Here is a 23,324-nt window from a genome sequence, read left to right as displayed (position 1 = left end):
GGGAAGCCAGGGAATGCGCATGAGTCCGTTCACACGATGCCTGCTGGCCGCTGCGCTGGCGACGGCCGCACCGGCCCACGCCCTGCAGGACACGGCGGCAAGCGCCCTGGCCGAGGCCCAGGCGCGCGCGCGCGAAGCGGAGGCGCGCGCCGCGCTTGCCGAGGCGCAGCAGGCCGAGCTGCTGGCGCGCCTGCCGCCGTCGACGTCGAAGGCGCTGGCCGGCACCAGCAATGTGGGCGCTATCGGCGCGGCCGGCCTCGTCCGCGCCTTCGACCTGGCGCAGCAGCTGGCGGCCGAGGTCTGCGCCGTGCTGCCGGCCGAGCGCCCGGTGGTGCTGTACGATCCCGCCGCTACGCAAGGCATGCTGGCCGCGCGCCTCGTCGACGACGCCATCGCCCGCCTGGATGCCGACCTGGTCCGGCAGAACGAGGAACTGCAGGCCGTCATCGACGCCCGCCTGCCGCGGGGCGGGAAGGCGGGCGCCGCCGTCTTCACCGTGCTGACCGTCGTCCCCGCCACGCTCAAGGCGGCGGCCGACGTGGCGGCCCTGTTCAAGACCAATGTGGCAGCCGAAGGCCTGGCCTACGGCGAGGGCGCCCGCGCCCTGTTCGCGACGTTTCTCCAACGCGACTGCCCTGCCCGCATCGGCGGACTGGGCAGCGGCTATCTCGGCGAACTGGACAAGACGCGCCACGACGCCCTGCTGGCCCGCGTGCGCCGGCTGGGAAACAGGCGCGGCGAATTCGCCCACCGCATCGCCATCGTGCAGCAGCTCGCGGACGGCGCCAAGGGCGACGAGAAGAAAACGCTGGCGGCCGTCGCCGCCGCCGCCGGCGCGGTACTGAAAAGCGTCGACGCCTTCGTCGAGTCGCTCCGGGCCGGCGAAGCGGGCGACAAGAGCCCCTTGTACAACGCGGCCCGCTACCTGGGCTATGCGGCGCGCACGGAACACATGCTGGTGCTGGACGTCGACCTGCGCCTGGAGGGATTGAGCATCGTGAAGGACGGCCTGTTCACGGGCCTGTTCAAGGGCCAGCGCGTGCGCCTGGCCGGCGTCGCCTTCCTGTGGTACCGGCTGCACGCGCCGGACGGCACCGTGCTGCGCGCCGACGCGCTGCGCCGCGTCAGCCGGCCGGTCGAGGTGGACCTGCGCGGCAGCGCCGCTGGCGACGATTTCTGGAACGGACGTTGACGCGTGGCCGGCGCCATCACCGTTCCAGCTTCTTGACCGTCTGCTCGATCGCGCCGAAGATCGACTTGCCCTTCTCGTCCAGCATCTCGATGCGGATCGTGTCGCCGAAACGCATATAGGCCGTCACCGCTTCGCCTGTCTCGATCGTCTCCAGGCTGCGCTGCTCGGCGATGCACGAGTACCCCCGCGAGGCGTCGCGGTTCGACACGGTGCCCGAGCCGACGATGGCGCCGGCCCGCACGTTGCGGGTCTTGCACAGGTGCGCGACCAGCTGGGCGAAATGGAAGACCATGTCGGTGCCCGCATCCGGCTGGCCGACGAGGCGGCCGTTCCAGGTCAAGCGCAGCGGCAGGTGGACCTTGCCGTCGCGCCAGGCGTCGCCCAGTTCGTCCGGCGTGACCGCCACCGGCGAGAAGGCCGTCGCCGGCTTCGATTGCAGGAAGCCGAAGCCTTTCGCCAGTTCCGGCGGGATCAGGTTGCGCAGCGAGACATCGTTGGCCAGCATGACCAGGCGCAGCTGGCGCAGCGCCTCGTCGGGCGTGGCGCCCATCGGCACGTCGCCCGTGACGACGGCCACTTCGGACGCGAAGTCGATGCCCCACTCCTCGTGCGCCAGCACGATGTCGTCCATGGGGCCGAGCAGGTCGTCGCTGCCGCCCTGATAGATCAAGGGTTCTTCCCAAAAGGAAGCCGGCATGTCGGCGCCGCGCGCGCGGCGCACCAGTTCCACGTGGTTGACGTAGGCCGAGCCGTCGGCCCGCTGGAAGGCGCGCGGCAGCGGCGCCATGCAGCGCACCGGGTCGAAGTCGAAAGGCCGGCGCGCGCGGCCGGCATTCAATTCCGCGTACAGCGCCTCGAGCTGCGGGGCGATGAAGGCCCAGTCGTCGAGCGCGGCCTGCAGCGTGGGCGCGATGCCGTCGGCGATGTGGGCGGTCTTGAGGTCGCGCGCCACGACGGCCAGCTGGCCGTCGCGCGCACCGTCGTTGAGGGTGGCTAGCTTCATGGCGGAAATCGAATCGTCGATCCGCCATTGTACCCGGCCGCCGGGGAGGTCAGAACGTTCCCAGGATGCCGATGCCGGCCGAGTTCTGGTAGTAGTCGTAGTCGATCAGGCTCTGGCCGTAGCCGGAGAAGTACTGGACGTAGCCCTTGAAGTGGCCGGCCAGCGGGAAGGCCCAGCTCAGCTGCACGGCGCCCCTGTCGGTCGAGAAGTTCCGGCGGATCAGCGCGGAATAATCGTGGCCGTTGTTGCGGTAGGTGACGTTCAGGTCGCCCCGCCCCATGTAGTCGACGATGTTCGGGTTGTTGTCGTCGGCGGCGGATTCGTTGATGCGCTTCCACACGCGCCCGCTCACGGTCCAGCCGCCCCGCTCCAGGCCCAGCTGGGCATAGACGCGGTTCCAGCTGCGCGACAACGTCGACGCCTGTCCGTTCGATTGGTGGACGATACCCAGATTAAGGAAGCGTGCCCGCATCCCGAGTACATTGAAGTCCAGCGGCGTCACCGCCATCAGCTCGGGCTGGTAATTGGTCTCGCGGAAGGGGCTCGACGCCTTGCGGTTACCGGCCTGCCAGAAGCTGTTCTGCGTATAGCCGAACCAGACATCCACCGGCTTGCCGAAGGCGCTTTCGACCAGCTTGGTCTTGAAGCCCAGCTGGAACACGAGTTCGGAATGCGACAAATCGGTGGCCAGGTCCGAGATGTCGCGGAACGGCCGGTACGGTGCATTGTTCGGATGGGCGGTGCGCGTCACCATCAGGTAGTTCACGTTGTGCGGGCGGAAATTGAAAATGCCGCGCTTGTCGCCCTGGTCCAGTTCCCAATGGTCGGACAGGCTGAAGCCGCGCAGGCGGTCCGGGGAAAGGTCGAGGGCGGCCTCGACTTCCGGATCCGTACGCGCGGCGGGCGAACCCGGCTGGGGCGTGGTCGATGCCTGGGCGGCACTGCCGGCCGTGGCGGCGACGGCGCTGGGCGTGACGCCGGCAGCCGTCGGCGCGGGCTGGACGGTGGACGCGCCGGTGGTCGCGCCGGCAATCGCGCCGGCAGTCGGCGCTACGCCGGCGGCGCGGTCGTAGCAGGCCAGGCGCTGGGCCGCGTCCGCGATGCTCGTACAAGCGGCCAGTGGCGCCGCGCCCTGTTGGGCGAAAGCCGGGTGAAGAACGAGTAGGGGTAATAGCGCAAGGAATCGGGTGTGGGTCGCGGACATGGTTTCTTCGAAGTTGATCTGGTCTTGTGCAACTTTGACAAGAGCTCGACGAGAGTGTCGCGGAAAATCGTCGCGCATGGCGCACGCCAACGGCACCGCGCTCGCGTTCCGTGGCGCGCCGCGAGGAAAGCTGGAAAAACGGCCGCAAGGAGCGGCCGCCGAAGAGGAAACGGTGGGGAAACAGCCTGCGTCGAGATCAGCCGGGGACCAGCAAGTCCAGCTGGGCCGGCTCCAGGAAGCACCACTCGCCTTCCTTCAGGCCGAGCGCTTCCAGCGTCAGGCCGCCGATCTGGGAACGGTGCAGCGCCGCGCAGTGGTTCCCGGCCGCCGCCAGCATGCGCTTGACCTGGTGGTACTTCCCCTGTTCCAGCACGATCTCGAGCTGGTGCTCGCCGCGCTGCACGCAATGCAGGGCCGCCAATGGCGCCGGTTCATCGTGCAATTGCACTCCCGCCAGCAGCTGGTCGACCAGGGCCTGGGTCACGGGATCCTGCGTGGTCGCCTGGTACACCTTGGGAATATGGCGCTTGGGCGACGACTGGGCGTGGATGAAGGGACCGTCGTCCGACATCAGCAGCAGCCCCGTCGTGTCGTGGTCGAGTCGGCCCACGGGCTGGACTTCGCGCCACGTAAATTGTTCCGGCAACAGGGTCAGGACACCCGGATGGTGGCTCGGCTTGCGCGAGCACTCGAAGTTCGCCGGTTTGTACAAGGCGAGATAGACGTGTTCGCGGTAGACCCACTCTTCGTCGAAGACGGTCAGGACCAGTCCGTCGGTCTCCACCAGGGTCTTGTAGCTCGTCTGGACGTCGCCGCCGATGGCGACATCGCCGTCTTCGATCAAGGCACGGCAGTACTTGCGCGTGCCAAAGCCCTGCGATTGCAGCACGCGGTCAAGGGAAAGTTTGCTCATAGGCGCCACTGTAACAGATGGCTCACACCCGGCAAAATTCCGTGCAGTATTTACGAAATTTCTAAAATACGGCGTTTCAACTCTGAGCAAGAACTCGTTTGACACACCTCAAGAGACACTAAAAAGCCATTGCTACACTGAATCCCGCGTTAGGAATCGACCTACATGTATTGAGTGTAGGACTACCAACCTAGACTCTGTAGGACTGACGCCGACGATTACCAACCGAAACGAGGCCAACGTGCAGATCGAAAAAAAACAACACCGCAACATCCCTCTTGCGCCGGCGGCCACAAGCCGCAATGCGCAAGTGGCCCAGGAACACGCCGCGCTCTTCCCCACCCGCCTGGCGCTGGCGCGCTGGACCCGCGGCGGCGACATTCCTCATGTATTCGCTGCCGAAAACAAGCCCTTGCGCGCTGCCTGGTTCGACCATGCGCAGCGCGCGCTCCAATCGTGGTTCGAGGACGGCGGCTTTCACCAGGCACTGCCGGAAATGCGCCTCTGTCCGCTGCACGAGGGCGGCGATCCGACCCTCGTCTGCCCCTACCCGCGCTGAACTTGCCGCGTACAAATGAAAACGACGGCTTGCGCCGTCGTTTCCGTCCCACGGGGGGATACCAGCTCGAGGAATGGCGTTCTCTCTAAACCGCACGCATGCGGGTCTGCAACCGTCTCGACATGGCATGAACCGGATTCCTGCCGTCTTCGCGCCGATCACACACCAACTATAGACGACGGCACGCGAGTTTCAAGGCAAATATCGAGGCCGCTCGGGGTGCTCGGAATTCAACGCAGCGCAGGTACGGCGCCCTTGTAGATGGAGTGCACCGCGCCGGCACCGACCGAGGCACCGAATTTCTTCAGCACGCGTTCCGGCAAGCCTTCGTGCGCCGTGTAGTCGATGATGTCCTCGGCCTTGACGACGTCGCGGGCAACCGTGTCGACCGTGCCGAAGCCGTCCGCCAGGCCCATTTCCACCGCCTTGGCCCCGGTCCAGTACAGGCCCGAGAAGATCTCCGGCGTTTCCTTCAGGCGCTTGCCGCGGCCGGCACGCACGACGGCGATGAACTGCTGGTGGATTTCGCTCAGCATCGACAAGGCGTGCTGCTTCTGTTTCTCCGTCTGGGGACTGAAAGGATCGAGGAAACCCTTGTTCTCGCCGGCCGTCAGCAGGCGGCGCTCGACGCCGAGCTTGTCCATCAGGCCCGTGAAGCCGAAGCCATCCATCAAGACGCCGACCGAGCCGACGATGCTGGCCTTGTTGACGTAGATTTTGTCGGCCGCCGCGGCGATGTAGTAGCCGCCCGACGCGCAGATCTCGTCCACGACCACGTACAGGGGCTTGTTCGGATACAGCTTCTTCATGCGCAACATCTCGTCGACGATGATGCCGGCCTGTACCGGGCTGCCGCCCGGGCTGTCGATGCGCAGGATGACCGCGGCCGAGCCGGGGTCGGCGAAGGCCTTGTCCAGCGACGGGATCACGCTGTCGGCGGAGCCGCTGCCTTCCGTGTCGATGGCGCCGTCGATCTCGATCAGGGCCGTGTGGCGCCCCATCGCGTCGGCGTCGGTTCCGCTGAAGTTGAAGTCGAAATACGCCCAGATCGCGAAAAATGCCAGCACCAGGAAGGAAAGCTTGAAGAAGATGCTCCAGCGCCGGGCGGCCCGCTGCTCGCGCACCGTGGCGAACACGAGACGCTCGAGGGTCTCGCGTTCCCAGTTGTTGAAGGTGGCCGGGGCGGAAGTACGGGTGTGCTCGTCCGGATGGTCCTGCCTGCTGTCGTCGCTCATAAATACCTGGTGATGCTCGCTGATGATGTTTAGCCTGTTTGCCCATCCTGCGCGGCCGGCGCCTGGACATGCTGGTCGGGCTGCCAGTACACGCGCGAGCCCTCCTCGAGGACGGCGATCGGGCGCAGCTTGCCGCCGCGGCATGGGCCGCCGGCGCAGGCTCCCGTGTCGGGCGCATAGATCGCGCCATGCGTCGAGCACATCAGGTGCTGCTTGCCGGACTCGAAAAACTCGCCCTTGAACCAGTCCAGCTCGACCGGGACATGGGCGCAGCGGTTCAGATAGGCATATACCTTCCCCTCGTAACGCACCACGAAACCGGTTGCATCTGCGCCGAACGCGCGCACCGGGAAGCGCGCGCCCTTGCCGCCGTCTTCGATGTCGGCGGCTTCGCAGACATAAATGCCGACGCCGCTCATGCGTTCTCGACCAGCCACTGATGCAGCTCGGGCACGCTCTTTGCGGTAAAGATCGGCGCACATGCCTGCAGTTGCTGCAAGGGGTGCGCACCGTACTCGACCGCGATACCGGATGCCCCGGCATTGTTTGCCATAAGCAAGTCATGCGTCGTGTCGCCGATCATAACGGTGCGGCGCATGTCTTGCCCCAGCTCTCTTGTCAATTCTTGCAACATTGCCGGGTGCGGCTTGGAAAATGTCTCGTCGGCGCAACGGGTCGCGTCGAACATCGACAGCAGCCCGGCCGCGTTCAGCGCGCGGTTCAGCCCGACACGGCTCTTGCCCGTCGCCACGGCCAGGAAATAGCCTTGCTGCGACAGATCCTCGAGCATGGCATGCACGCCCTTGAACAGGACCAGTTCATGGTCCTTGGTCAGGAAATGGTAGCGATAGCGCTCTATCATGCGCGGATACAGCGCCGGATCGAGGTTGGGCACGACCGCCTGCATGGCTTCGGACATGCCCAGCCCGATGACGTGGGCGGCGGCGGCATCGCTGGGAACCGCCAGGCCCAGGTCGCGGGCGGCGGACTGGATACATTTGACGATGGTGGCGGTACTGTCCATCAGGGTACCGTCCCAATCGAAGACGATCAGGTCGAATAACTTTCTTGCCATGTCTCCCGGCGCACGCCGGCTCCTCGTTCCCGCCTGTGCGGCGATCCATTATTGAATAGGTTGCCCCAAGCTTACCAAGAATCGCTCGCACTCCGGCGGCAGCGGCGCCTGCAAGGTCAGCGGCTGGCCCGACTCCGGGTGCGCGAACGTGATCTGCCAGGCATGCAGGAACATGCGGCGCAGTGCCCCGCGCTCGTCGTTTGCCTTCTGAAGCTGCTTGTTGAGCGCAAAATCGCCGTATTTCTCGTCGCCGGCGATCGGGAAGCCGGACGAGGCCAGGTGCACGCGGATCTGGTGCGTGCGTCCCGTCTTGAGCTCGGCCTCGAGCAGGGCGAAATCCTTCCACTTGCGTTTCAGGTTGAAGATCGTGTGCGCTTCCTGGCCGCCCTCCTGGACGACGACGACGCGTTTCTCGCCTTCCGCCGTGTTGTACTTGTGCAGGCGCAGGCGCACGTGCTGGCGCGCATTCTTCCAGTCGCCGGCCACGAGCGCAAAATAGCGCTTGTCCGTCGTGCCGTCGCGCATCTGGTCGTGCAGGTTCGTCAATGCCGAACGCTTCTTCGCGATCAGCAGCAGGCCGGACGTCTCGCGGTCCAGGCGGTGCACCAGTTCCAGGAACTTGGCGTCCGGGCGGGCGGCGCGCAACTGCTCGATGACGCCGTAGGACACGCCCGAGCCGCCGTGCACGGCCACGCCGGCCGGCTTGTCGATGACGAGCAGGTGGCTGTCCTCGTGCACGACATGGAATTCCGTGCCCGGCACCGGGGCCGGGCCGGCCGGGCGCTCGGCGATGCGGATCGGCGGGATGCGCACGAGGTCGCCCTCGGCCAGGCGGTACAGTTGATCGATGCGGCCTTTGTTCACGCGCACTTCGCCGGAACGCAGGATGCGGTAAATATGGCTCTTGGGGACGCCTTTACAAACGCGCAACAGGTAGTTATCGATACGCTGTCCGGCGTCTTCTTCGGCGATTGTGACAAACTGGGCGGCTGCTGCGGGGCGGTGATCCGTCTGCGATGAAGGGGGAACGACATCGTTTTGCAAGGCCGTTCGCTTTGTCTTGCCAGAAATTCTCTCTAAGTCCTTCATTTTGAATATATAATCGACAGGCGGCGGTCAAACCTCTGCAGGTGTAAGAATTAAAACGATATTTTACACAGGGGCGTCTCCATCGGCCTCGCCAAAATGCAAATTCGATGGAAAAAAGCGGAATCGCAAGAAGCCTTCGCGAGCGGCGGCCGGATCGGCCTGAAAGCGCTGTCATGCCGGTGGCAGGACAGGCTCCACAAGCCCGTAAGGCAAAGCGCAGCTGGGTTTTGCGCGGTTCCTGAACGTGTACGCACATTCCTGTGCGGGCCAGGGTTGCACCGCAGTTGCAATCGGGTTGCTCACAGGACTGCAGGATTGGATTGTTTGGATTTATCAGGATAAGTACCGGCAAGCCGGCGTAAAGGCACTTCAGGTGTCCGCAGGCTGGCTTGCCGGGTGATGGCGTCGATAACGCTTGTCGTTTTCGCCCGACCGATGCAGGAGTCTCTGAAGCCGTCGCGAGCGGCACGTGGTGGGATACATGAGTTCGGGGAATGCGGCTGCCATGCAGCGAGCACGGCGCATGAGTGCGCGCTCCGGAACAGGCGTCTCCGCCACCATGCAGGAAGCAGGTTGCAGAGATTTCGCGGAAGTCATGCGACGGTAACCGGACCCAAGGCTGACAATCGCCTGGCCGCTGCCGTGTCATCCCTTCTGCTGCAGGTCAGGCTTTTGCCGCACCTTCCCACGGTCTGCGTGCCGCCCCGATCGGGCCACGAGATTTGCCGGGACGCCCGTGCGCGCGACAATCAGGTTCGATGCCATCGGCGCCCTTGTGGCCGGCCCAGCCGTGCCACGCCCCGGGCATACCCCCGCCAACACTCCCTTCCCCGCGTACATCCCTGTACCTGCGTCATCCTGCAAAGGATGGCAATGACACGGCCCACGGGTCGCGGAGTTAATAAAAATGAAACGTATGTTGTTTAACGCTACGCAGCAAGAGGAGCTGCGCGTAGCGATTGTCGACGGCCAGAAACTGATCGACATCGATATCGAAACCGCTGGCCGCGAGCAGCGCAAATCGAATATCTACAAAGGCGTCATCACCCGCATCGAACCCTCCCTCGAAGCCTGCTTCGTCAGCTACGGCGAAGACCGCCACGGCTTCCTCCCCTTCAAGGAAGTTGCCCGCTCCTATTTCCGCGACGGCGTCGACGTGCGCAACTGCACCATCAAGGAAGCGCTGCGCGAAGGCCAGGAAATCATGGTCCAGGTCGAGAAGGAAGAACGCGGCAACAAGGGCGCTGCCCTGACCTCGTTCATCTCCCTGGCCGGCCGCTACCTGGTCCTGATGCCGAACAACCCGCGCGGCGGCGGCGTGTCGCGCCGCGTCGAAGGCGAGGAACGCCAGGAACTGCGCGAGACGATGGACAAGCTGGACCTGCCACAAGGCATGTCGGTCATCGCCCGCACCGCCGGCATCGGCCGCAACGTCGAAGAACTGCAGTGGGACCTGAACTACCTGATGCAGCTGTGGCGCGCGATCGAAGGCGCCGGCAAGTCGGCCCCGGGCCCGTTCCTGATCTACCAGGAATCCTCGCTCGTCATCCGCGCGATCCGCGACTATTACCAGCCCGATATCGGCGAGATCCTGATCGATACCGACGAGATCTACGACCAGGCGCACCAGTTCATGAGCCACGTGATGCCCGACATGGTGCACCGCGTGAAGCGCTACAGCGACGACGTGCCCCTGTTCTCGCGTTTCCAGATCGAACACCAGATCGAGACCGCCTACTCGCGCACCGTCCCGCTGCCGTCGGGCGGCGCCATCGTCATCGACCACACCGAAGCCCTGGTCTCCATCGACGTCAACTCGGCCCGCGCCACGCGCGGCTCGGACATCGAGACCACCGCCTTCAACACCAACTGCGAAGCCGCCGACGAAGTGGCGCGCCAGCTGCGCCTGCGCGACCTGGGCGGCCTGATCGTCATCGACTTCATCGACATGGAAGTCGCCAAGAACCAGCGCGAAGTCGAACAGCGCCTGAAGGACGCCCTGCACCATGACCGTGCCCGCGTCCAGATGGGCAAGATCTCGCGCTTCGGCCTGATGGAGCTGTCGCGCCAGCGCCTGCGTCCGTCGCTGTCGGAAGGCTCGCACGTGACCTGCCCGCGCTGCTCGGGCACCGGCCACATCCGCGATACCGAATCGTCCGCCCTGCAGGTGCTGCGCATCATCCAGGAAGAGGCGATGAAGGAGAACTCGGCCACCATCCACGTCCAGGTGCCGGTCGACGTCGCCGCCTTCCTGCTGAACGAAAAGCGCGGCGAGATCCTGAAGATCGAGAACCGCCACCGCATCACCGTGATCCTGGTGCCGAACAAGCACCTGGAGACCCCGCACTACAAGCTCGAGCGCATCAAGCACGACGACCCGCGCCTGGAAGACGCCGCCGCCAGCTACACGCTGGCCGAGACGGCCGAGACCGACATGGCGTTCTCCAAGCGCCAGAAGGAAGAAGCCAAGCCGCGCCAGGAAGCCGTCGTCAAGACCATCACCCCGGCCCAGCCGGCCCCGATGGTCGACCGCAGCGAAGCGGCCAAGCCGCAAGCCGCCGCACCGGCGGCCGCGCCGGCCCCGGCCGCCCTGCCGCCGGCCGAGGAAGGTTTCTTCGCCAAGCTGCGCAACTTCTTCTTCGGCCGCCCGTCCGTCGCTCCGGCGCCGGCACCGGCCACGGCGCCGGCCGCACCGGCACCCGCCGAGCGCGGCGAGCGCAACGGCCGTGGCCAGCGTCCGCGTAACGGCCGCAATGCCGCCGGCGGCGCCAACGGGGGCGGCAACTCAGGCGGCAAAAACCGCGCCGAACGCGAGGACCGCGACCAGCTCGCCAAGGGCGTGACGACGGAGGACGGCGCCAAGCCGGCCGACCTCGACGCCAAGCCGGCGCGCCAGCCGCGCGAGAAGCGTCCGCCGCGCGAAGCCCGCGAGCCGCGCGAGCAGGCCGTCGAGGGCGCCGCACCGGCCGCCCGCGCGGAACGTGGCGAGCGCGCCGATCGTGCCGAGCGCCCGGAACGGGCCGAACGTCCGGAACGCGCACCGCGCCAGCCGCGCGAGCGCGGCGAACGCGCCGAGCGCACCGAACGCGCCCAGGTCGTGGAAGCCAAGGCCGAGGAACTGGACATCGTCCAGGCCACCTCCGCGACCACGATCACCGTGGCCGCCACCGGTCCGAATGGCGAGCAGGAAATCATCCGCGAGCAAATCGTGAAGTCGGTGACGGCGATCGGCGTGCCGGGCGAAGAGCTGGACGACGCCCAGGGCGACGAACCGCGCCGCCGCCGCCGTCGTGGCGGCCGCAACCGTAACCGCCGCGACCGCGACCAGGTCGAGGGCATGGAGCAGGACGGCATCGAGGGTGAAACGACCCCGGTGTTCAACCCGGTTGCCGACGAGGAAGCCGCCAAGGTGCAGGCCGAAGCCAAGGCCGCCCGCGCCAAGGCGGAAGGCAAGCCGGCCAAGGCTGCCGCCGACAAGGGTCCGTGGCCGTTCCCGACCGCCGCCTCGGTGAAGGCCGCCGCCGTCAAGGCCGCGGCCGAGCAAGCGGCCGCGGAACAGGCTGCCGCCGAGCAGGCCGCTGCTGCCAAGGCCAAGGCCGAGCAGGCCGCCAAGCCGGCTGCGGTTGCCACCCCGGCCGCCACCCCGGCACCGGCCGCCGCCAAGGGCCCGTGGCCGTTCCCGACGTCGCAATCGGTCGCCGCGGCGGTAGCGCATGCCAGCGCCGCCCAGGCGCCGGCCGAGGCTGCGCCGGTCGCTGAAACGGCCCTGGCTGTCGAAGCCGCACCGGTTGCCGAAGCCGCGCCGGTTGCAGCCCCGGCACCTGTCGCCAAGCCGGTCGAGACCGCTGCCCCCGCCCCGGTGGCCGCATCCGCCCCGGCGCCGGCCCCCGCCGCCGCGCCGGCCGACATGAGCGAAGTGCTGGCCGCCGCCGGCCTGCAACTGGCATCGACCGACCCGGAAAAGCTGCGCGCCGCCCAGGAAGCCGCCGCCGCCCAGGCGGAAGCGCCGGCCCGTCCGCGCCGCACCCGCAAGCCGGCCCCGCCGCCGGTGGACGAACCGCTGATCCAGGTGGATACGCGCCAGTAATCATGCGTTGACGACGCATCGATGCAAAAAGGGGAAGCCGCGGCTTCCCCTTTTTTATGGCACGTGCCGACCAGCTCAGGCGATACCGTCGAACACCAGCGAGCGGTGCGCCCCGATGCCGGCCAGCGCGCCGTCGCCGATGGCCAGCGACAGGCTCGCCATCATGCGCGCCGCATCGCCGCAGGCAAACACGCCCGGCACCGTCGTCATCTTGACCTCGTCGGTCTGGATGACGGGACCCATCGGTCCCTCGGACGTGGCGCAGCCTAGCTTGGCCACGAGCGGATCCTGTTCGATGCGGGTGGCCACGAACAGGCCGTCGAGCGCGACCGTGCGGCCGTCGCGCAGCCGCACCGAGGCCTTGTCACCGAACACTTCCGTCACCGCCGCCGCCTCCACCGTAACATTGCGCGCGGCCAGCTGCTCACGTTGCTGGCCAGTCAGGTCCAACATGCCATTCGTGAACAGTACCGTGCTGGACGCCCATTCCGGGACCAGCAAGGCATGGTGCAGCGACAATTCCCCCGCCGCCAGCACGCCCAAGCGCCCGCGTCCGAATTCGTAGCCGTGGCAGTAGGGGCAGGAGGCGACCGTATCGCCCCAGCGCTCGGCCAGGCCGGGGACGTCGGGCAAGCGATCGCTCACACCGGTGGCCAGGATCAGGCGCCACGCCTGCACGACGGCACCGTCGTCCAGGCGCACGGCGAAGCCGTCCCCCTCGCGCTCGGCCGCCGCGACCCGACCCTCGCGCCAGCTCAGGTCCGGGTAGTTGCTTAGTTGTGCTTTCGCATCGGCATGGATCGCATCCGGGCTGCGGCCGTCCTGGCCCAGCAGGCCGTGCGATGCTTTCGCGAAGCGGTTGCGGCGCCGGCCGGCGTCGACGACGAGCACCTTGCGGCGCGCGCGCACGAGTTGCAGGGCGGCGGCCATGCCGGCGTAGCTGCCGCCGGCGACGATGACATCGAACATGGTTTTCTCCTTGTAAAAGGACGAACGCCGCCCGCCGGCAGGCAGGCACCGGCCGGAAAACGCGTCGTCGGAATGCCGGCGCTGGCGCCGGCGTGTCAGTGCGGATTAGCCGGACACAGCGGCCGCTCCCGCAGACGGCGATGGAAATCGGCGCTCAGCCGGGCCAGCGTCACCTCGCCCAGGCGCGCCAGCAGCAGCGCCTCGGCGGCCCGGAACGCGTCGTCCATGGCGGCATTGACGGCTTCCTCCACCAGGCAGCCGGGCGCCTCGGTACGGTTGCCCAGCGCCAGGATCGTCGGGGCGCCCAGCGCCTCGTAGATGTCGCGCAGCGTCACGCGCGCCAGGTCGCACGACAATTGCCAGCCGCCGCCGTGGCCTTTTTCCGACTGCACCAGGCCCTGCTCGCGCAGGCCGGCCAGGATGCGGCGGATGACGACGGGATTGGTCTGCATCATGGCGGCCAGCGTGTCCGAGGTCATCGGGCCGGGGCTTTCCGCCATGTGCAGGAGGACGTGCAGGACGCCCGATAGTTTGCTGTCTCGTTTCATGTAACTTATCGTATTACATGAATCCGCCGAAAGCAAGCAGGCTGACAGGCGGCAATGCTGCGACTGTCCCTGGCCCCGCTTGGCATACTGGCCGCTTACCCAACGAGAATGGATGCGACGATGAATGGAAGGAAGAAGATCAGCCTCGGCCTGCAGGGCGGCGGCTCCTACGGGGCGTTCGCCTGGGGTGTGCTCGACCGCCTGCTGGAAGACGGCCGCCTGGACATCGCGGCCATCGGCGCTGCGAGCGCCGGCGCCATCAATGCGGTAGCGCTGGCCGACGGTTACGCGCTCGGCGGCGGCCTGGACGGCGCGCGGCGCAGCCTCGACACGTTCTGGACCACGCTGGGCCGCACCGCCCTGATGAGCCCCATGCGCCCGACGCCGCTCGATGCCTTGAAGGGAAACGGCAGCATCGAGAGCTCGCCCGGCTACCTGATGCTGCAACTGGCCAGCGCCACGCTGTCCCCGGGCGTGCTCAATCCCCTGAACATCAATCCGCTGGAAACGCTGCTGGCGAGCCTGGTCGATTTCGAGCGCGTGCGCGCCTGCGAACTGGACCTGTTCGTCTCCGCAACCAACCTGCGCACGGGCCGCGGCCGTATTTTCCGCCGCCAGGAGCTGACCGTGCGCCACGTCATGGCCTCGGCCTGCCTGCCGCAGGTGTTCGCTCCCGTGACGATCGACGGGGACGCCTACTGGGACGGCAGCTTCGTCGGCAATCCGCCGCTGCCTCCGCTGGTCGATGAAGTGACGGCACGCGACCTGCTGCTGATCATGAACAATCCGATCGCGCGCAGCGACCTGCCGCTCAGCATGGCCGACGTGCACAACCGCGTCAACGAGATCGCCTTCAATATCGCCCTCGTGCGCGAGGTCAGCGCGATCCAGCACATGGCCGCGGCCGTCGACGAGGAAACGGGAGCGCGCGTGCACATGGGCGGCGTGCGCCTGCACGCGATCAGCGCCATGGCGGTGCTGCGCGACCTGAGCATTTCGAGCAAGTTCAACGTGGACATGGGTTTCATCCTGCACCTGAAGGCGCTGGGACGGGACGCGGCCGAACGCTGGCTGCGCGAGGACATCGACGGCGTCGGCACCGCCTCCACCTTCGATCCGACCCATGTCTATGCACCGGAAATTTTGTAAGCCGGCCAAGGTCGCCCCCTCCATGGCGTGTTTGCGCGACAGAATCATCGCTACGCGGCGGCGGGAAGGGGCCGATCCCTGCGCCGAGTGCGCCCTTCTGCTATCGTAGCGGGATGTCCGAGAAAATCATCATGCTGGCCGATGCCCGTGCCCCGGCAATGGCCATTCCACCCACCCTCGAAGCGCCGAACGGCCTGCTCGCCGACGCGCTCGGGCGGCCGCTGCACGACCTGCGCATTTCCGTCACCGACCGGTGCAACTTCCGCTGCGTCTATTGCATGCCGAAGGAAGTGTTCGACAAGAATTACGCCTACCTGCCCCATTCCTCGCTCTTGAGCTTCGAGGAAATCACGCGGGTCGCCGCGCTGTTCGTCGCCCACGGCGTGGAAAAGATCCGCCTGACGGGCGGCGAGCCGCTGCTGCGCAAGGACCTGGAACGCCTCGTGGCCCAGCTGCGCGCGCTGGACACGCCGTCCGGCCGCCCGCTCGACCTGACCCTGACCACCAACGGCTCGCTGCTGGCGCGCAAGGCGCGCACGCTCAAGGACGCGGGCCTGGACCGCGTCACCGTCTCGCTCGACGCGATCGACGACACCGTGTTCCGGCGCATGAACGACGTCGACTTTTCCGTGGCCGACGTCCTGGACGGCATCGAGGCCGCCCATGCCGCGGGCCTGGGCCCGATCAAGGTCAACATGGTCGTCAAGGGCGGCATGAACGACGACCAGATCCTGCCGATGGCGCGCCACTTCAAGGGCTCGCCCTACATCCTGCGCTTCATCGAATACATGGACGTGGGCGCCTCGAACGGCTGGAACATGGACGAGGTGGTGCCGTCCGGCGAAGTGGTGCGGCGCATCTCGGCCGAGATGCCGCTGGAAGCCATCGACCCCAACTATACGGGCGAGACCGCGTCGCGCTGGCGCTACGTGGACGGCGGCGGCGAGGTCGGCATGATCTCCAGCGTTACCCAGGCGTTCTGCCAGGACTGCTCGCGCATCCGCCTGTCGACCGAGGGCAAGCTGTACACCTGCCTGTTCGCCACCCGCGGCCACGACCTGCGCGCCCTGCTGCGCGAGGGCCGCAGCGAAGCGGAGCTGTCGTCCGCCATCGCCCACATGTGGCGCGCGCGCGCCGACCGCTATTCCGAGACCCGCACCATCAATACCGAGGGGCTGGTCGCGGGACGCGAGGCGCGCAAGATCGAGATGTCCTATATTGGTGGATAAATAAGCGGCGGATAATAAGCGCTGGATAACAAGCAGCGGATAACAAGATGAACAAAGAATCGATCGGCGGCCTGGTCCTCGCGGGCGGCCGCGGCACGCGCATGGGCAACGTCGACAAGGGCCTGCAGGCGTTCGGCGGCTCCACCATGGCCGCGCAGGTGCTGGCGCGCCTGGCGCCGCAGGTGGCGCGCGCCGCCATCAATGCCAACCGCAACCTCGACGCCTACGCGGCGCTGGGCGTGCCGGTGTGGCCCGACGACACGCCGGGCTTCGCCGGCCCGCTGGCCGGCCTGCAGGCGGGCCTGCGCCGCTGCGGCACCGACTACCTGCTCACCGCCCCGTGCGACTCGCCCTTCCTGCCCCTCGACCTGGCCGCGCGCCTGGCCGCCGGCCTGGAAGCGGCGGGCGCCGACCTCGCCGTCGCCGTCACGCAAGAAGACGGCCAGCGCCAGGTGCACCCCGTGTTCGCGCTGATGAAGACGTCGCTGGAACCCGTGCTGAGCGCCTACCTGGACGGCGGCGGGCGGCGCATGGACGGCTGGTACCCACAGGTCAAGGTGGCCGAAGTCGTGTTCGAGGATGCCGCCGCCTTCCGCAACATCAATACCCGCGACGAACTGGACCGGCTCGACCCCGCGCGTCCGCCGACGCTGGCCGAGGTAGCCGGCTGCCTGTCCAGCTACGACCCCGATGCCCTGCCCGTGCGCGATGCCCAGCGCATCATCCGCGACTTCGTCACGCCGGTGCGCGCCGTCGAACACGTCGCGCTGCGCGCCGCGCTGGGCCGCGTGCTGGCCGAGGACGTCATCTCGCCGATCGACGTGCCGGCCCACGACAACTCGGCCATGGACGGCTACGCGCTGCGCGGCGCCGACCTGCTGGCGGACGCGCCCACCCGGCTGCGCGTGGTCGGCACCACCTATGCCGGCCGCGCCTTCGACGGCGTGCCGCAGGCGGGCGAATGCGTGCGCATCATGACGGGCGGCGTGATGCCGCAGGGCTGCGACAGCGTCGTGCCACAGGAATTCGCGACCGCCGAGGGCGACCGGATCGTGCTGGCCCCCGGCACGATCCGCGCCGGCGACAACCGCCGCCTGGCCGGCGAAGACCTCAAGCGCGGCAGCGCCGCGCTGGCGCGCGGTCGCATCGTGCGCCCGGCCGACCTGGGCCTGCTGGCCTCCCTCGGCGTGGCCGAGGTGCCGGTGCGGCGGCGCCTGCGCGTCGCCTTCTTCTCCACCGGCGACGAACTGCGCTCGATCGGCCAGCCGCTGGGCGAAGGCTGCGTCTACGACAGCAACCGCTACACCATCCACGGCATGCTGCGGCGCCTGGGCTGCGACCTGATCGACATGGGCGTCGTGCGCGACGACCCGCAGGCGCTGGAACAGGCCTTGCGCGACGCCTGCGAGAACGCCGACGCCATCATCACCTCGGGCGGCGTCTCGGTCGGCGCGGCCGACTACACGCGCGACATCATGGCGCGCCTGGGCGACGTCACGTTCTGGAAGATCGGCATGCGCCCGGGCCGCCCGCTGGCCTTCGGCCGCATCGGCTCGAACGGCCGCAGCGCCTTCCTGTTCGGCCTGCCCGGCAACCCGGTCGCCGTGATGGTCTCGTTCTACTTCTTCGCCCGCGACGCGCTGCTGCGCATGATGGGCGCCGAGGCCCCGCTGGTCCCGGTGAAAGCCCGCTCGACGGCCACGATTCGCAAGAAGCCCGGCCGCACCGAATACCAGCGCGGCATCCTCGCGCACGGCGCCGACGGCATGCCCGAAGTGCGCATCACGGGCGCGCAGGGGTCGGGCATCTTGCGGTCGATGTCGGAGGCGAATTGCATGGTGGTGCTGCATGACGAGCAGGGCAACGTGCAGGCCGGCGATCTCGTCGACGTCATCCTGTTCGACGGTCTTTTGTAGGGTGGACGGCTCGGCCGTCCACGCGTTCAACTACCATTTGACCCGCCACATCACCCCGTTATGGGACATCGCCATACTGCGCCGATGTCCCGCTTCCGCCGCGCCGAAACCGGCACCACCTTCTTCTTCACCGTCGTCGCCTACCGGCGCCGTCCGATCCTCTGCGACACGTTGATCCGCACCGCTCTGCGCGAAGCCATCCAGGCTGTTCGCCGAACGCACCCATTCTCGATCGACGGCTGGGTCCTGCTGCCCGATCACTTGCACTGCATCTGGACACTGCCTCCCGACGACATCGACTTCTCGCGACGCTGGTCGCAGATCAAGCACTGCGTCTCTCACGCATGCGGCCAGCGGTACCGCATTCGTGCCAGCGACGCGGCGACCGCGCGGGGCGAGTCGACCATCTGGCAGCGCCGCTTCTGGGAGCATCGCATCCGCGATGAGGTAGACATGCAGCGGCATATGGATTACATCCATTTCAATCCGGTCAAGCACGGGCATGCCGAGAACGCGGCAACCTGGCCGTATTCGACGTTCGGTAGATATGTGCGCAACGGTATGCATGCGCAGGATTGGGGCGGGTCGGCGGGGATCGAAAAACTGGATGTCGAGTGAAGGTGTGATAGAGGCGCGATCGTTCGCACGATGGTTGAACGCGTGGACGGCGGAGCCGTCCACCCTACGCTGGATCGTCGTTCCCTAACATTAACTGCGCCGCCTCGCTCGGCAAGGCCTCCACCGACTTCAGCTTGCGCGCCATCTGGCGGCTGCGCACCTCGGCGCTTTCGATGTTCTTGGCGGCCCGCTCCAGCGTCAGCTTGGTCTGGGCCAGCACGTCGCCGAACTTGCCGAACTCCGTCTTCACGGCGCCCAGCACCTGCCACACTTCCGACGAGCGCTTTTCCAGCGCCAGCGTGCGGAAGCCCATCTGCAGGCTGTTGAGCAGCGCGGCCAGCGTGGACGGGCCGGCGATCGTCACGCGCAGGGTGCGCTGCAGATCGTCGGCCAGGCCGGGGCGGCGCATGACCTCCGCGTACAGGCCCTCGGTCGGCAGGAACAGGATGGCGAAATCGGTCGTGGCCGGCGGCGCCAGGTATTTGTCGCAGATCGTCTTGGCTTCGCCGCGCACTGCGCGTTCCAGCTCGGCGCCGGCGCGCGCCACGCCGTCGGCGTCGCCCCCCTCGGCCGCTTCCAGCAGGCGCTCGTACTGCTCCTTCGGGAACTTGGCGTCGATCGGCAGCCACAAGGGCGGGCCGCCGTCGACGACGCCGGGCAGCTTGATCGCGAATTCGACGCGCGCGTTCGAGCCGCGCACGGTCTCGACGTTCTTGGCGTACTGGTCGACCGTGAGCACCTGCTCGAGCAGCATCTCCAGCTGCACCTCGCCCCAGGTGCCGCGCGTCTTCACGTTGACCAGCACGCGCTTCAGGTCGCCCACGCCCACGGCCAGCTGCTGCATCTCGCCCAGGCCCTGGTGCACCTTCTCGAGGCGGTCGGAGACCTGGCGGAACGATTCGCTCAAGCGCGTCTCCAGCGTCGCGTGCAGCTTCTCGTCGACGGTCTGGCGCATCTCCTCGAGGCGCTTGGCATTGTCGTTCTGCAGGTCGCGGATCTTGTGCTCGAGCGTGGCGCGCACTTCCAGCATGCGCTGGGCATTCGACTCGGTGAGGTTGGCCAGCGCGCCGTTCAGCGTATCGGAAAAGCGCTTCAGCGCGCGCGCCTGCTCCTCGCGCCCGCCTTGCGACGCGAGCTGGATCTGCTGGCGCATGTTCTCCAGCTGCTGGGCGACGGCGGCCTGGTTCTGCGCGAGGTGGGCGGCCAGTTCCTGGCGCGTGGACTGGGCGCTGGACTGCAGCTCCATGCGCAGCTCGCGCTCCAGGCGTTCGAAGGCATGGCGTTCGTCGCCGCGCTCAGCGCCTGCGCGGGCGTGCGTGAGCAGCACGAACTGCAGCGCGAGCACGGCCAGCAGCGCGAGGGCCAGCACGATGAATTCAAGCGTCGGCATGCTGATGCTCAGTGCGGCCTGTTGCGCATCCAGTCCGCCGTCTGGAAGAAGGCGTTCATCAGGCGCAGGCGCAGCTCGTAGTCGTAGCCCATGTCTTCCAGCGCCATCGCCATGCAGCGCAGCCACTGGTCGCGCTCGGAGGTGCCGATCGCGAACGGCAGGTGGCGCGCGCGCAGCATCGGGTGGCCGTAGCGTTCGATGAACAGGTTCGGGCCGCCCATCCAGCCGGACAGGAACATGAACAGCTTGTCGCGCGAGCCGTCGTTCGGCACCGGGTGCATCGCGTGGATGCCGGCGAAGTCGCCTTCCAGCTGCATCAGGTCGTAGAAGCGGTCGACCAGTTCGCGCAGGCGGGCTTCGCCGCCGATGAGTTCATACATCGTGCGGGAGTCGTGTTGCTCTTCCTGCACGTCGGTATCTTGGGTAGCTTGGGGTTCGGACATCCGTCCATGATAACGCACGGCGCGGGCGGTAGGGTGGGCGGCTTCGCCGTCCACGCGTCCACATCCGCATGAACCGGGGCGAGCGGGTCGTTCACGCAACGGTCGAACGCGTGGACGGCAGAGCCGTCCACCCTACCCGTCATACAGCCATTGCAATCACGTGGCTTCGCGCAAGGTCTGCAACGGCGGCTGGCGCAGCACGTTGCGCAATCCCAGCCAGCCGCCCACCAGCGCGCACGCGGCGCCCGCCACGAGGCCCGCGATCCATACCTGCGGCTCGACGTGCCAGGGGAACTTGAACTGGTACTCGGCCAGCGCCCAGCCCAGCGCCGCCGCGCCCGTCGCCGCCAGCAGGCCGGACAGGCCGCCGACCAGCGCGAATTCGATGCGCTGGGCTTGCGCCAATTGGCTGCGGGTGGCGCCCAGCGCGCGCAGCAGGCCCGCCTCGCGCGTGCGTTCGGCCTGGGATCCCATCAAGGCCGCGTACAGCACCAGCACGCCCGAGGCGAGCGTGAACAGGAACAGGAATTCGACGGCGACGACGACCTGGTCGAGCACGTCCTGCAGCTGGCGGATGATGCCGCTGACGTCGATCACGGTCAGGTTCGGGAACGCGCGCGTCAGGCTGTTGGCCAGGCCGATGCCGCGCGCCGGCAGGTGGAACGCCGTCATGTAGGTGGTGGGCGCGTCGCGCATGGCCGCCGGGTTGATGATGACGAAGAAGTTGGCGCGCATCGAGCCCCATTCGAGCTTGCGCAGGCTCGTGATCCTGGCCTCGACGATCTGGCCGCCCATGTCGAAGCGCATGGTGTCGCCCAGTTTCAGGCGCAGCGTGTTCGCCAGGCCCTGCTCGACGGAGGCTTCGGCCACGCCGGGCGCGTCGCGGTACCAGGTCCCGCCCGAGATCTCGTTACCGGCCGGCAGAGCGGCCGTGCTGGACAGGTTGAATTCGCGCTCGGCGAGGCCGCGCGCGCGGTCTTCCGTATAGGTGTCCTTGGTCACGGCCTCGCCGTTCACGGCGACCAGGCGCCCGCGGATCATCGGATACAGCACGGGATCGGCCACGCCGGCGGCGCGGATCTGCTTCGCCACGCCCTCGCGCTGGTCCGGCTGGATGTTGATGATGAAGCGGTTCGGCGCATCGGCCGGCGTGGCCACTCGCCACGCCGCCATCAGGTCGCCGCGCACGACGGTCAGCACCAGCAAGGCCATGAGGCCCAGCGACAGCGACACGATCTGCACGACGGTGGCGCCGGGACGGCGCTGCAGCGAGGTGATGGCGAAGCGCCAGGCCTGGTGCTTGAACAGGGTGCGCAGGCGCTTCAGGCCCAGCAGCGCCAGCCAGCCGACCAGGGCGAACACGGCGAAGCCGCCGAGGAAGCCGCCGGCCGTCAGCAGCGCCAGGCGCACGTCGCCGGCCTGCCACAGCAGCAGCCCGACGAAGACGGCCGTGCCCAGGCCGTAGGTGGCCAGCGCGGCGGGACGCGGGGCCGCCTGCTCGCGCCGGATGACGCGGTTGTGCGGCACGTTGCGCAGCTGCAGGACGGGCGCCAGCGCGAAACCGACCAGCAGCAGCATGCCGGTGCCGATGCCCTGCAGGGCCGGCAGCGGCGACACCGGCGGCAGTTCGGCCGGGATCAGGTTCTTCACCGCCTCCAGCAGCACGAAGTGGGCGCCGAAGCCGACCAGCACGCCCAGCACGCTGCCGGCCAGGCCCACGATGGCGAATTCGACGAGGAACAGGATGCCGACCTCGTTCTGCGTCATGCCCAGGCAGCGCAGCATGGCGACGGCGTCGAGGTGGCGCTGCATGAAGCGGCGCGCCGCCATCGCCACGGCGACAGCCGCCAGCATCGCCGACAACAGGCTCACGAGCGACAGGAAACGCTCGGCGCGGTCGATCGTGTTGCGCATTTCGGGCCGGCCGTTTTCCAGCGTTTCGATGCGCACGCCCTTGACGTTGTCGGCGGCGATGCGCGCGCGCAACCACGCTTCGTAGTCCTGCACGGGGCGCGGGTCGTTGGCCGAGGGCCCCGCCACCTGCATGCGGTAGGTCACGCGCGCATAGTTGTCGACCAGGCCGGTCGCCTTCAGGTCGGCCAGGTTCAGCATCACGCGCGGCGCGAAATTGGAGAACGAGGCGCCGCGGTCCGGCTCCGTCGCGATCAGGCGCGCGATCCTGAAGGTCTTGTCGCCCAGTCCGATGGTGCTGCCGACCTTCACCTTCAGGGGCGGCAGCAGGTTGACGTCGACCCAGACGGTGCCCGGCGCCGGCACGCCGTCGGCGAGGTCGCCCAGCGCTTCGCTGGCATCCTCGGGGCTCGTCGTCGTGCGCAGCTGGCCGCGCAGCGGGTAGCCGTTCGAGACGGCCTTCACCGACGCCAGCAGGGCCTGGGAATCGTCGCCCTGCCCGGCCTGCGCCATGCTGGGGAAGGCGACGGTATCGGCCAGCACCAGGCCGCGCCGCGCGGCTTCCTGGCGCCAGGGCGCGGGCAGCGGCTGGTCGGCATTGACCAGCAGGTCGGCGCCCAGCAGCTGGCGCGCATCGCGCGTCAATCCGCTGCGCATGCGGTCGACGAAGAAGCCGACGGCCGACAATGCCGCCACGGCCACCACCAGCGCCACCAGCAGGAAGCGCAGTTCGCCGGCGCGCCAGTCGCGCGCGGTCATTCGCAGGGATTGGATCAGCATCGCGGTGCGGCCTT

Annotated in this window: 19 protein-coding genes; 7 read left to right on the top strand and 12 right to left on the bottom strand. The window is 67.8% G+C overall.

All coding sequences use genetic code 11. From position 1 onward, the window contains the following. Window positions 1-19: 19 nt before the first annotated feature. Window positions 20-1,192 carry a hypothetical protein gene (locus QPK32_RS05935; protein ID WP_290411861.1) on the top strand — a complete coding sequence of 391 codons (1,173 nt, stop codon included), beginning with the start codon at window positions 20-22 and terminating at the stop codon, window positions 1,190-1,192. 16 nt (window positions 1,193-1,208) lie between these two features. Here the strand turns inward: QPK32_RS05935 and QPK32_RS05930 are convergent, their stop codons facing one another. The 3 genes from QPK32_RS05930 to QPK32_RS05920 form a co-directional block, all read right to left on the bottom strand. Next, window positions 1,209-2,195, bottom strand: a complete 987-nt coding sequence (locus QPK32_RS05930; RefSeq protein ID WP_290411860.1) for a fumarylacetoacetate hydrolase family protein — start codon at window positions 2,193-2,195, stop codon at window positions 1,209-1,211. Between the two features lie 49 nt (window positions 2,196-2,244). Continuing rightward, entirely contained in the window at window positions 2,245-3,399 is a 1,155-nt protein-coding gene (locus QPK32_RS05925) for a phospholipase A (protein ID WP_290411859.1), read from the bottom strand. A gap of 196 nt (window positions 3,400-3,595) precedes the next feature. Further along, entirely contained in the window at window positions 3,596-4,312 is a 717-nt protein-coding gene (locus QPK32_RS05920; protein ID WP_290411858.1) for a pseudouridine synthase, read from the bottom strand. 241 nt (window positions 4,313-4,553) lie between these two features. Here QPK32_RS05920 and QPK32_RS05915 point away from each other — a divergent pair, with 241 nt between their 5' ends. Further along, window positions 4,554-4,871 carry a hypothetical protein gene (locus QPK32_RS05915; protein WP_290411857.1) on the top strand — a complete coding sequence of 106 codons (318 nt, stop codon included), beginning with the start codon at window positions 4,554-4,556 and terminating at the stop codon, window positions 4,869-4,871. A 230-nt stretch (window positions 4,872-5,101) separates the two neighbouring features. Here the strand turns inward: QPK32_RS05915 and QPK32_RS05910 are convergent, their stop codons facing one another. Genes QPK32_RS05910 through QPK32_RS05895 form a run of 4 tightly spaced genes read right to left on the bottom strand, consistent with a single transcriptional unit; the run spans window position 5,102 to window position 8,270 of the window. Continuing rightward, window positions 5,102-6,106 carry a S49 family peptidase gene (locus tag QPK32_RS05910; RefSeq protein ID WP_290411856.1) on the bottom strand — a complete coding sequence of 335 codons (1,005 nt, stop codon included), beginning with the start codon at window positions 6,104-6,106 and terminating at the stop codon, window positions 5,102-5,104. A gap of 29 nt (window positions 6,107-6,135) precedes the next feature. Then, a complete protein-coding gene (locus QPK32_RS05905) occupies window positions 6,136-6,525 on the bottom strand; it encodes a Rieske 2Fe-2S domain-containing protein (protein ID WP_290411855.1) in 390 nt (129 codons plus the stop codon). Beyond that, window positions 6,522-7,181 carry an HAD-IIIA family hydrolase gene (locus QPK32_RS05900; RefSeq protein ID WP_290411854.1) on the bottom strand — a complete coding sequence of 220 codons (660 nt, stop codon included), beginning with the start codon at window positions 7,179-7,181 and terminating at the stop codon, window positions 6,522-6,524. Before QPK32_RS05900 ends, QPK32_RS05905 begins: the two co-directional genes overlap by 4 nt. Window positions 7,182-7,229: 48 nt before the next feature. Beyond that, the gene (locus tag QPK32_RS05895) at window positions 7,230-8,270 is read right to left on the bottom strand and encodes an RluA family pseudouridine synthase (protein ID WP_290411853.1); all 1,041 of its coding nucleotides are present in this window, start codon (window positions 8,268-8,270) and stop codon (window positions 7,230-7,232) included. Window positions 8,271-9,177: 907 nt separating this feature from the next. On the opposite strand from QPK32_RS05895, the gene QPK32_RS05890 reads away from it, so the two are divergent. After that, window positions 9,178-12,357 carry an Rne/Rng family ribonuclease gene (locus tag QPK32_RS05890; RefSeq protein ID WP_290411852.1) on the top strand — a complete coding sequence of 1,060 codons (3,180 nt, stop codon included), beginning with the start codon at window positions 9,178-9,180 and terminating at the stop codon, window positions 12,355-12,357. A gap of 75 nt (window positions 12,358-12,432) precedes the next feature. Here the strand turns inward: QPK32_RS05890 and QPK32_RS05885 are convergent, their stop codons facing one another. Next, entirely contained in the window at window positions 12,433-13,326 is an 894-nt protein-coding gene (locus tag QPK32_RS05885; protein WP_290411851.1) for an NAD(P)/FAD-dependent oxidoreductase, read from the bottom strand. A 95-nt stretch (window positions 13,327-13,421) separates the two neighbouring features. Continuing rightward, window positions 13,422-13,874, bottom strand: coding sequence for an Rrf2 family transcriptional regulator (locus QPK32_RS05880; RefSeq protein ID WP_290411850.1), 453 nt, complete (start codon window positions 13,872-13,874; stop codon window positions 13,422-13,424). Window positions 13,875-13,994: 120 nt separating this feature from the next. Between QPK32_RS05880 and QPK32_RS05875 the strand changes: the two genes are divergently transcribed. The 4 genes from QPK32_RS05875 (at window position 13,995) to QPK32_RS05860 (ending at window position 18,786) form a co-directional block, all read left to right on the top strand. Beyond that, window positions 13,995-15,023: a patatin-like phospholipase family protein gene (locus tag QPK32_RS05875; protein ID WP_290411849.1), complete on the top strand. Its 1,029-nt coding sequence runs from the start codon at window positions 13,995-13,997 to the stop codon at window positions 15,021-15,023. A gap of 113 nt (window positions 15,024-15,136) precedes the next feature. Beyond that, window positions 15,137-16,252, top strand: coding sequence for a GTP 3',8-cyclase MoaA (moaA, locus tag QPK32_RS05870; RefSeq protein WP_290411848.1), 1,116 nt, complete (start codon window positions 15,137-15,139; stop codon window positions 16,250-16,252). A gap of 47 nt (window positions 16,253-16,299) precedes the next feature. After that, the gene (gene glp, locus QPK32_RS05865; RefSeq protein WP_290411847.1) at window positions 16,300-18,168 is read left to right on the top strand and encodes a gephyrin-like molybdotransferase Glp; all 1,869 of its coding nucleotides are present in this window, start codon (window positions 16,300-16,302) and stop codon (window positions 18,166-18,168) included. Window positions 18,169-18,252: 84 nt separating this feature from the next. Continuing rightward, complete coding sequence (locus QPK32_RS05860; RefSeq protein WP_290411846.1) at window positions 18,253-18,786, top strand: transposase; 534 nt, start codon at window positions 18,253-18,255, stop codon at window positions 18,784-18,786. Between the two features lie 64 nt (window positions 18,787-18,850). Here the strand turns inward: QPK32_RS05860 and rmuC are convergent, their stop codons facing one another. The 3 genes from rmuC to QPK32_RS05845 all read right to left on the bottom strand — a co-directional run bounded on the left by rmuC (window position 18,851) and on the right by QPK32_RS05845 (window position 23,310). After that, window positions 18,851-20,176, bottom strand: coding sequence for a DNA recombination protein RmuC (gene rmuC, locus QPK32_RS05855; protein ID WP_290411845.1), 1,326 nt, complete (start codon window positions 20,174-20,176; stop codon window positions 18,851-18,853). Window positions 20,177-20,184: 8 nt separating this feature from the next. Further along, window positions 20,185-20,556 carry a group II truncated hemoglobin gene (locus QPK32_RS05850; RefSeq protein WP_290411844.1) on the bottom strand — a complete coding sequence of 124 codons (372 nt, stop codon included), beginning with the start codon at window positions 20,554-20,556 and terminating at the stop codon, window positions 20,185-20,187. Between the two features lie 219 nt (window positions 20,557-20,775). Beyond that, on the bottom strand, window positions 20,776-23,310 hold the full coding sequence (locus QPK32_RS05845) for an ABC transporter permease (RefSeq protein ID WP_290411843.1): 2,535 nt from the start codon (window positions 23,308-23,310) through the stop codon (window positions 20,776-20,778). Between the last annotated feature and the right edge of the window lie 14 nt (window positions 23,311-23,324).

The organism is Massilia sp. YIM B02763, assembly GCF_030412015.1.
Classification (GTDB): Bacteria; Pseudomonadota; Gammaproteobacteria; order Burkholderiales; family Burkholderiaceae_D; genus Telluria.
Note: the sequence above shows the minus strand (reverse complement) of the source record. Positions and strands in the feature narration are given on the sequence as shown.

Bases quoted from the DNA above. Each gene is read 5' to 3' on its own strand.
- QPK32_RS05935 (WP_290411861.1), top strand. From the start codon at position 20: ATGAGTCCGTTCACACGATGCCTGCTGGCCGCTGCGCTGGCGACGGCC.
- QPK32_RS05930 (WP_290411860.1), bottom strand. From the start codon at position 2,195: ATGAAGCTAGCCACCCTCAACGACGGTGCGCGCGACGGCCAGCTGGCC.
- QPK32_RS05925 (WP_290411859.1), bottom strand. From the start codon at position 3,399: ATGTCCGCGACCCACACCCGATTCCTTGCGCTATTACCCCTACTCGTT.
- QPK32_RS05920 (WP_290411858.1), bottom strand. From the start codon at position 4,312: ATGAGCAAACTTTCCCTTGACCGCGTGCTGCAATCGCAGGGCTTTGGC.
- QPK32_RS05910 (WP_290411856.1), bottom strand. From the start codon at position 6,106: ATGAGCGACGACAGCAGGCAGGACCATCCGGACGAGCACACCCGTACT.
- QPK32_RS05905 (WP_290411855.1), bottom strand. From the start codon at position 6,525: ATGAGCGGCGTCGGCATTTATGTCTGCGAAGCCGCCGACATCGAAGAC.
- QPK32_RS05900 (WP_290411854.1), bottom strand. From the start codon at position 7,181: ATGGCAAGAAAGTTATTCGACCTGATCGTCTTCGATTGGGACGGTACC.
- QPK32_RS05895 (WP_290411853.1), bottom strand. From the start codon at position 8,270: ATGAAGGACTTAGAGAGAATTTCTGGCAAGACAAAGCGAACGGCCTTG.
- QPK32_RS05890 (WP_290411852.1), top strand. From the start codon at position 9,178: ATGAAACGTATGTTGTTTAACGCTACGCAGCAAGAGGAGCTGCGCGTA.
- QPK32_RS05885 (WP_290411851.1), bottom strand. From the start codon at position 13,326: ATGTTCGATGTCATCGTCGCCGGCGGCAGCTACGCCGGCATGGCCGCC.
- QPK32_RS05880 (WP_290411850.1), bottom strand. From the start codon at position 13,874: ATGAAACGAGACAGCAAACTATCGGGCGTCCTGCACGTCCTCCTGCAC.
- QPK32_RS05875 (WP_290411849.1), top strand. From the start codon at position 13,995: ATGAATGGAAGGAAGAAGATCAGCCTCGGCCTGCAGGGCGGCGGCTCC.
- moaA (WP_290411848.1), top strand. From the start codon at position 15,137: ATGTCCGAGAAAATCATCATGCTGGCCGATGCCCGTGCCCCGGCAATG.
- glp (WP_290411847.1), top strand. From the start codon at position 16,300: ATGAACAAAGAATCGATCGGCGGCCTGGTCCTCGCGGGCGGCCGCGGC.
- QPK32_RS05860 (WP_290411846.1), top strand. From the start codon at position 18,253: ATGTCCCGCTTCCGCCGCGCCGAAACCGGCACCACCTTCTTCTTCACC.
- rmuC (WP_290411845.1), bottom strand. From the start codon at position 20,176: ATGCCGACGCTTGAATTCATCGTGCTGGCCCTCGCGCTGCTGGCCGTG.
- QPK32_RS05850 (WP_290411844.1), bottom strand. From the start codon at position 20,556: ATGTATGAACTCATCGGCGGCGAAGCCCGCCTGCGCGAACTGGTCGAC.
- QPK32_RS05845 (WP_290411843.1), bottom strand. From the start codon at position 23,310: ATGCTGATCCAATCCCTGCGAATGACCGCGCGCGACTGGCGCGCCGGC.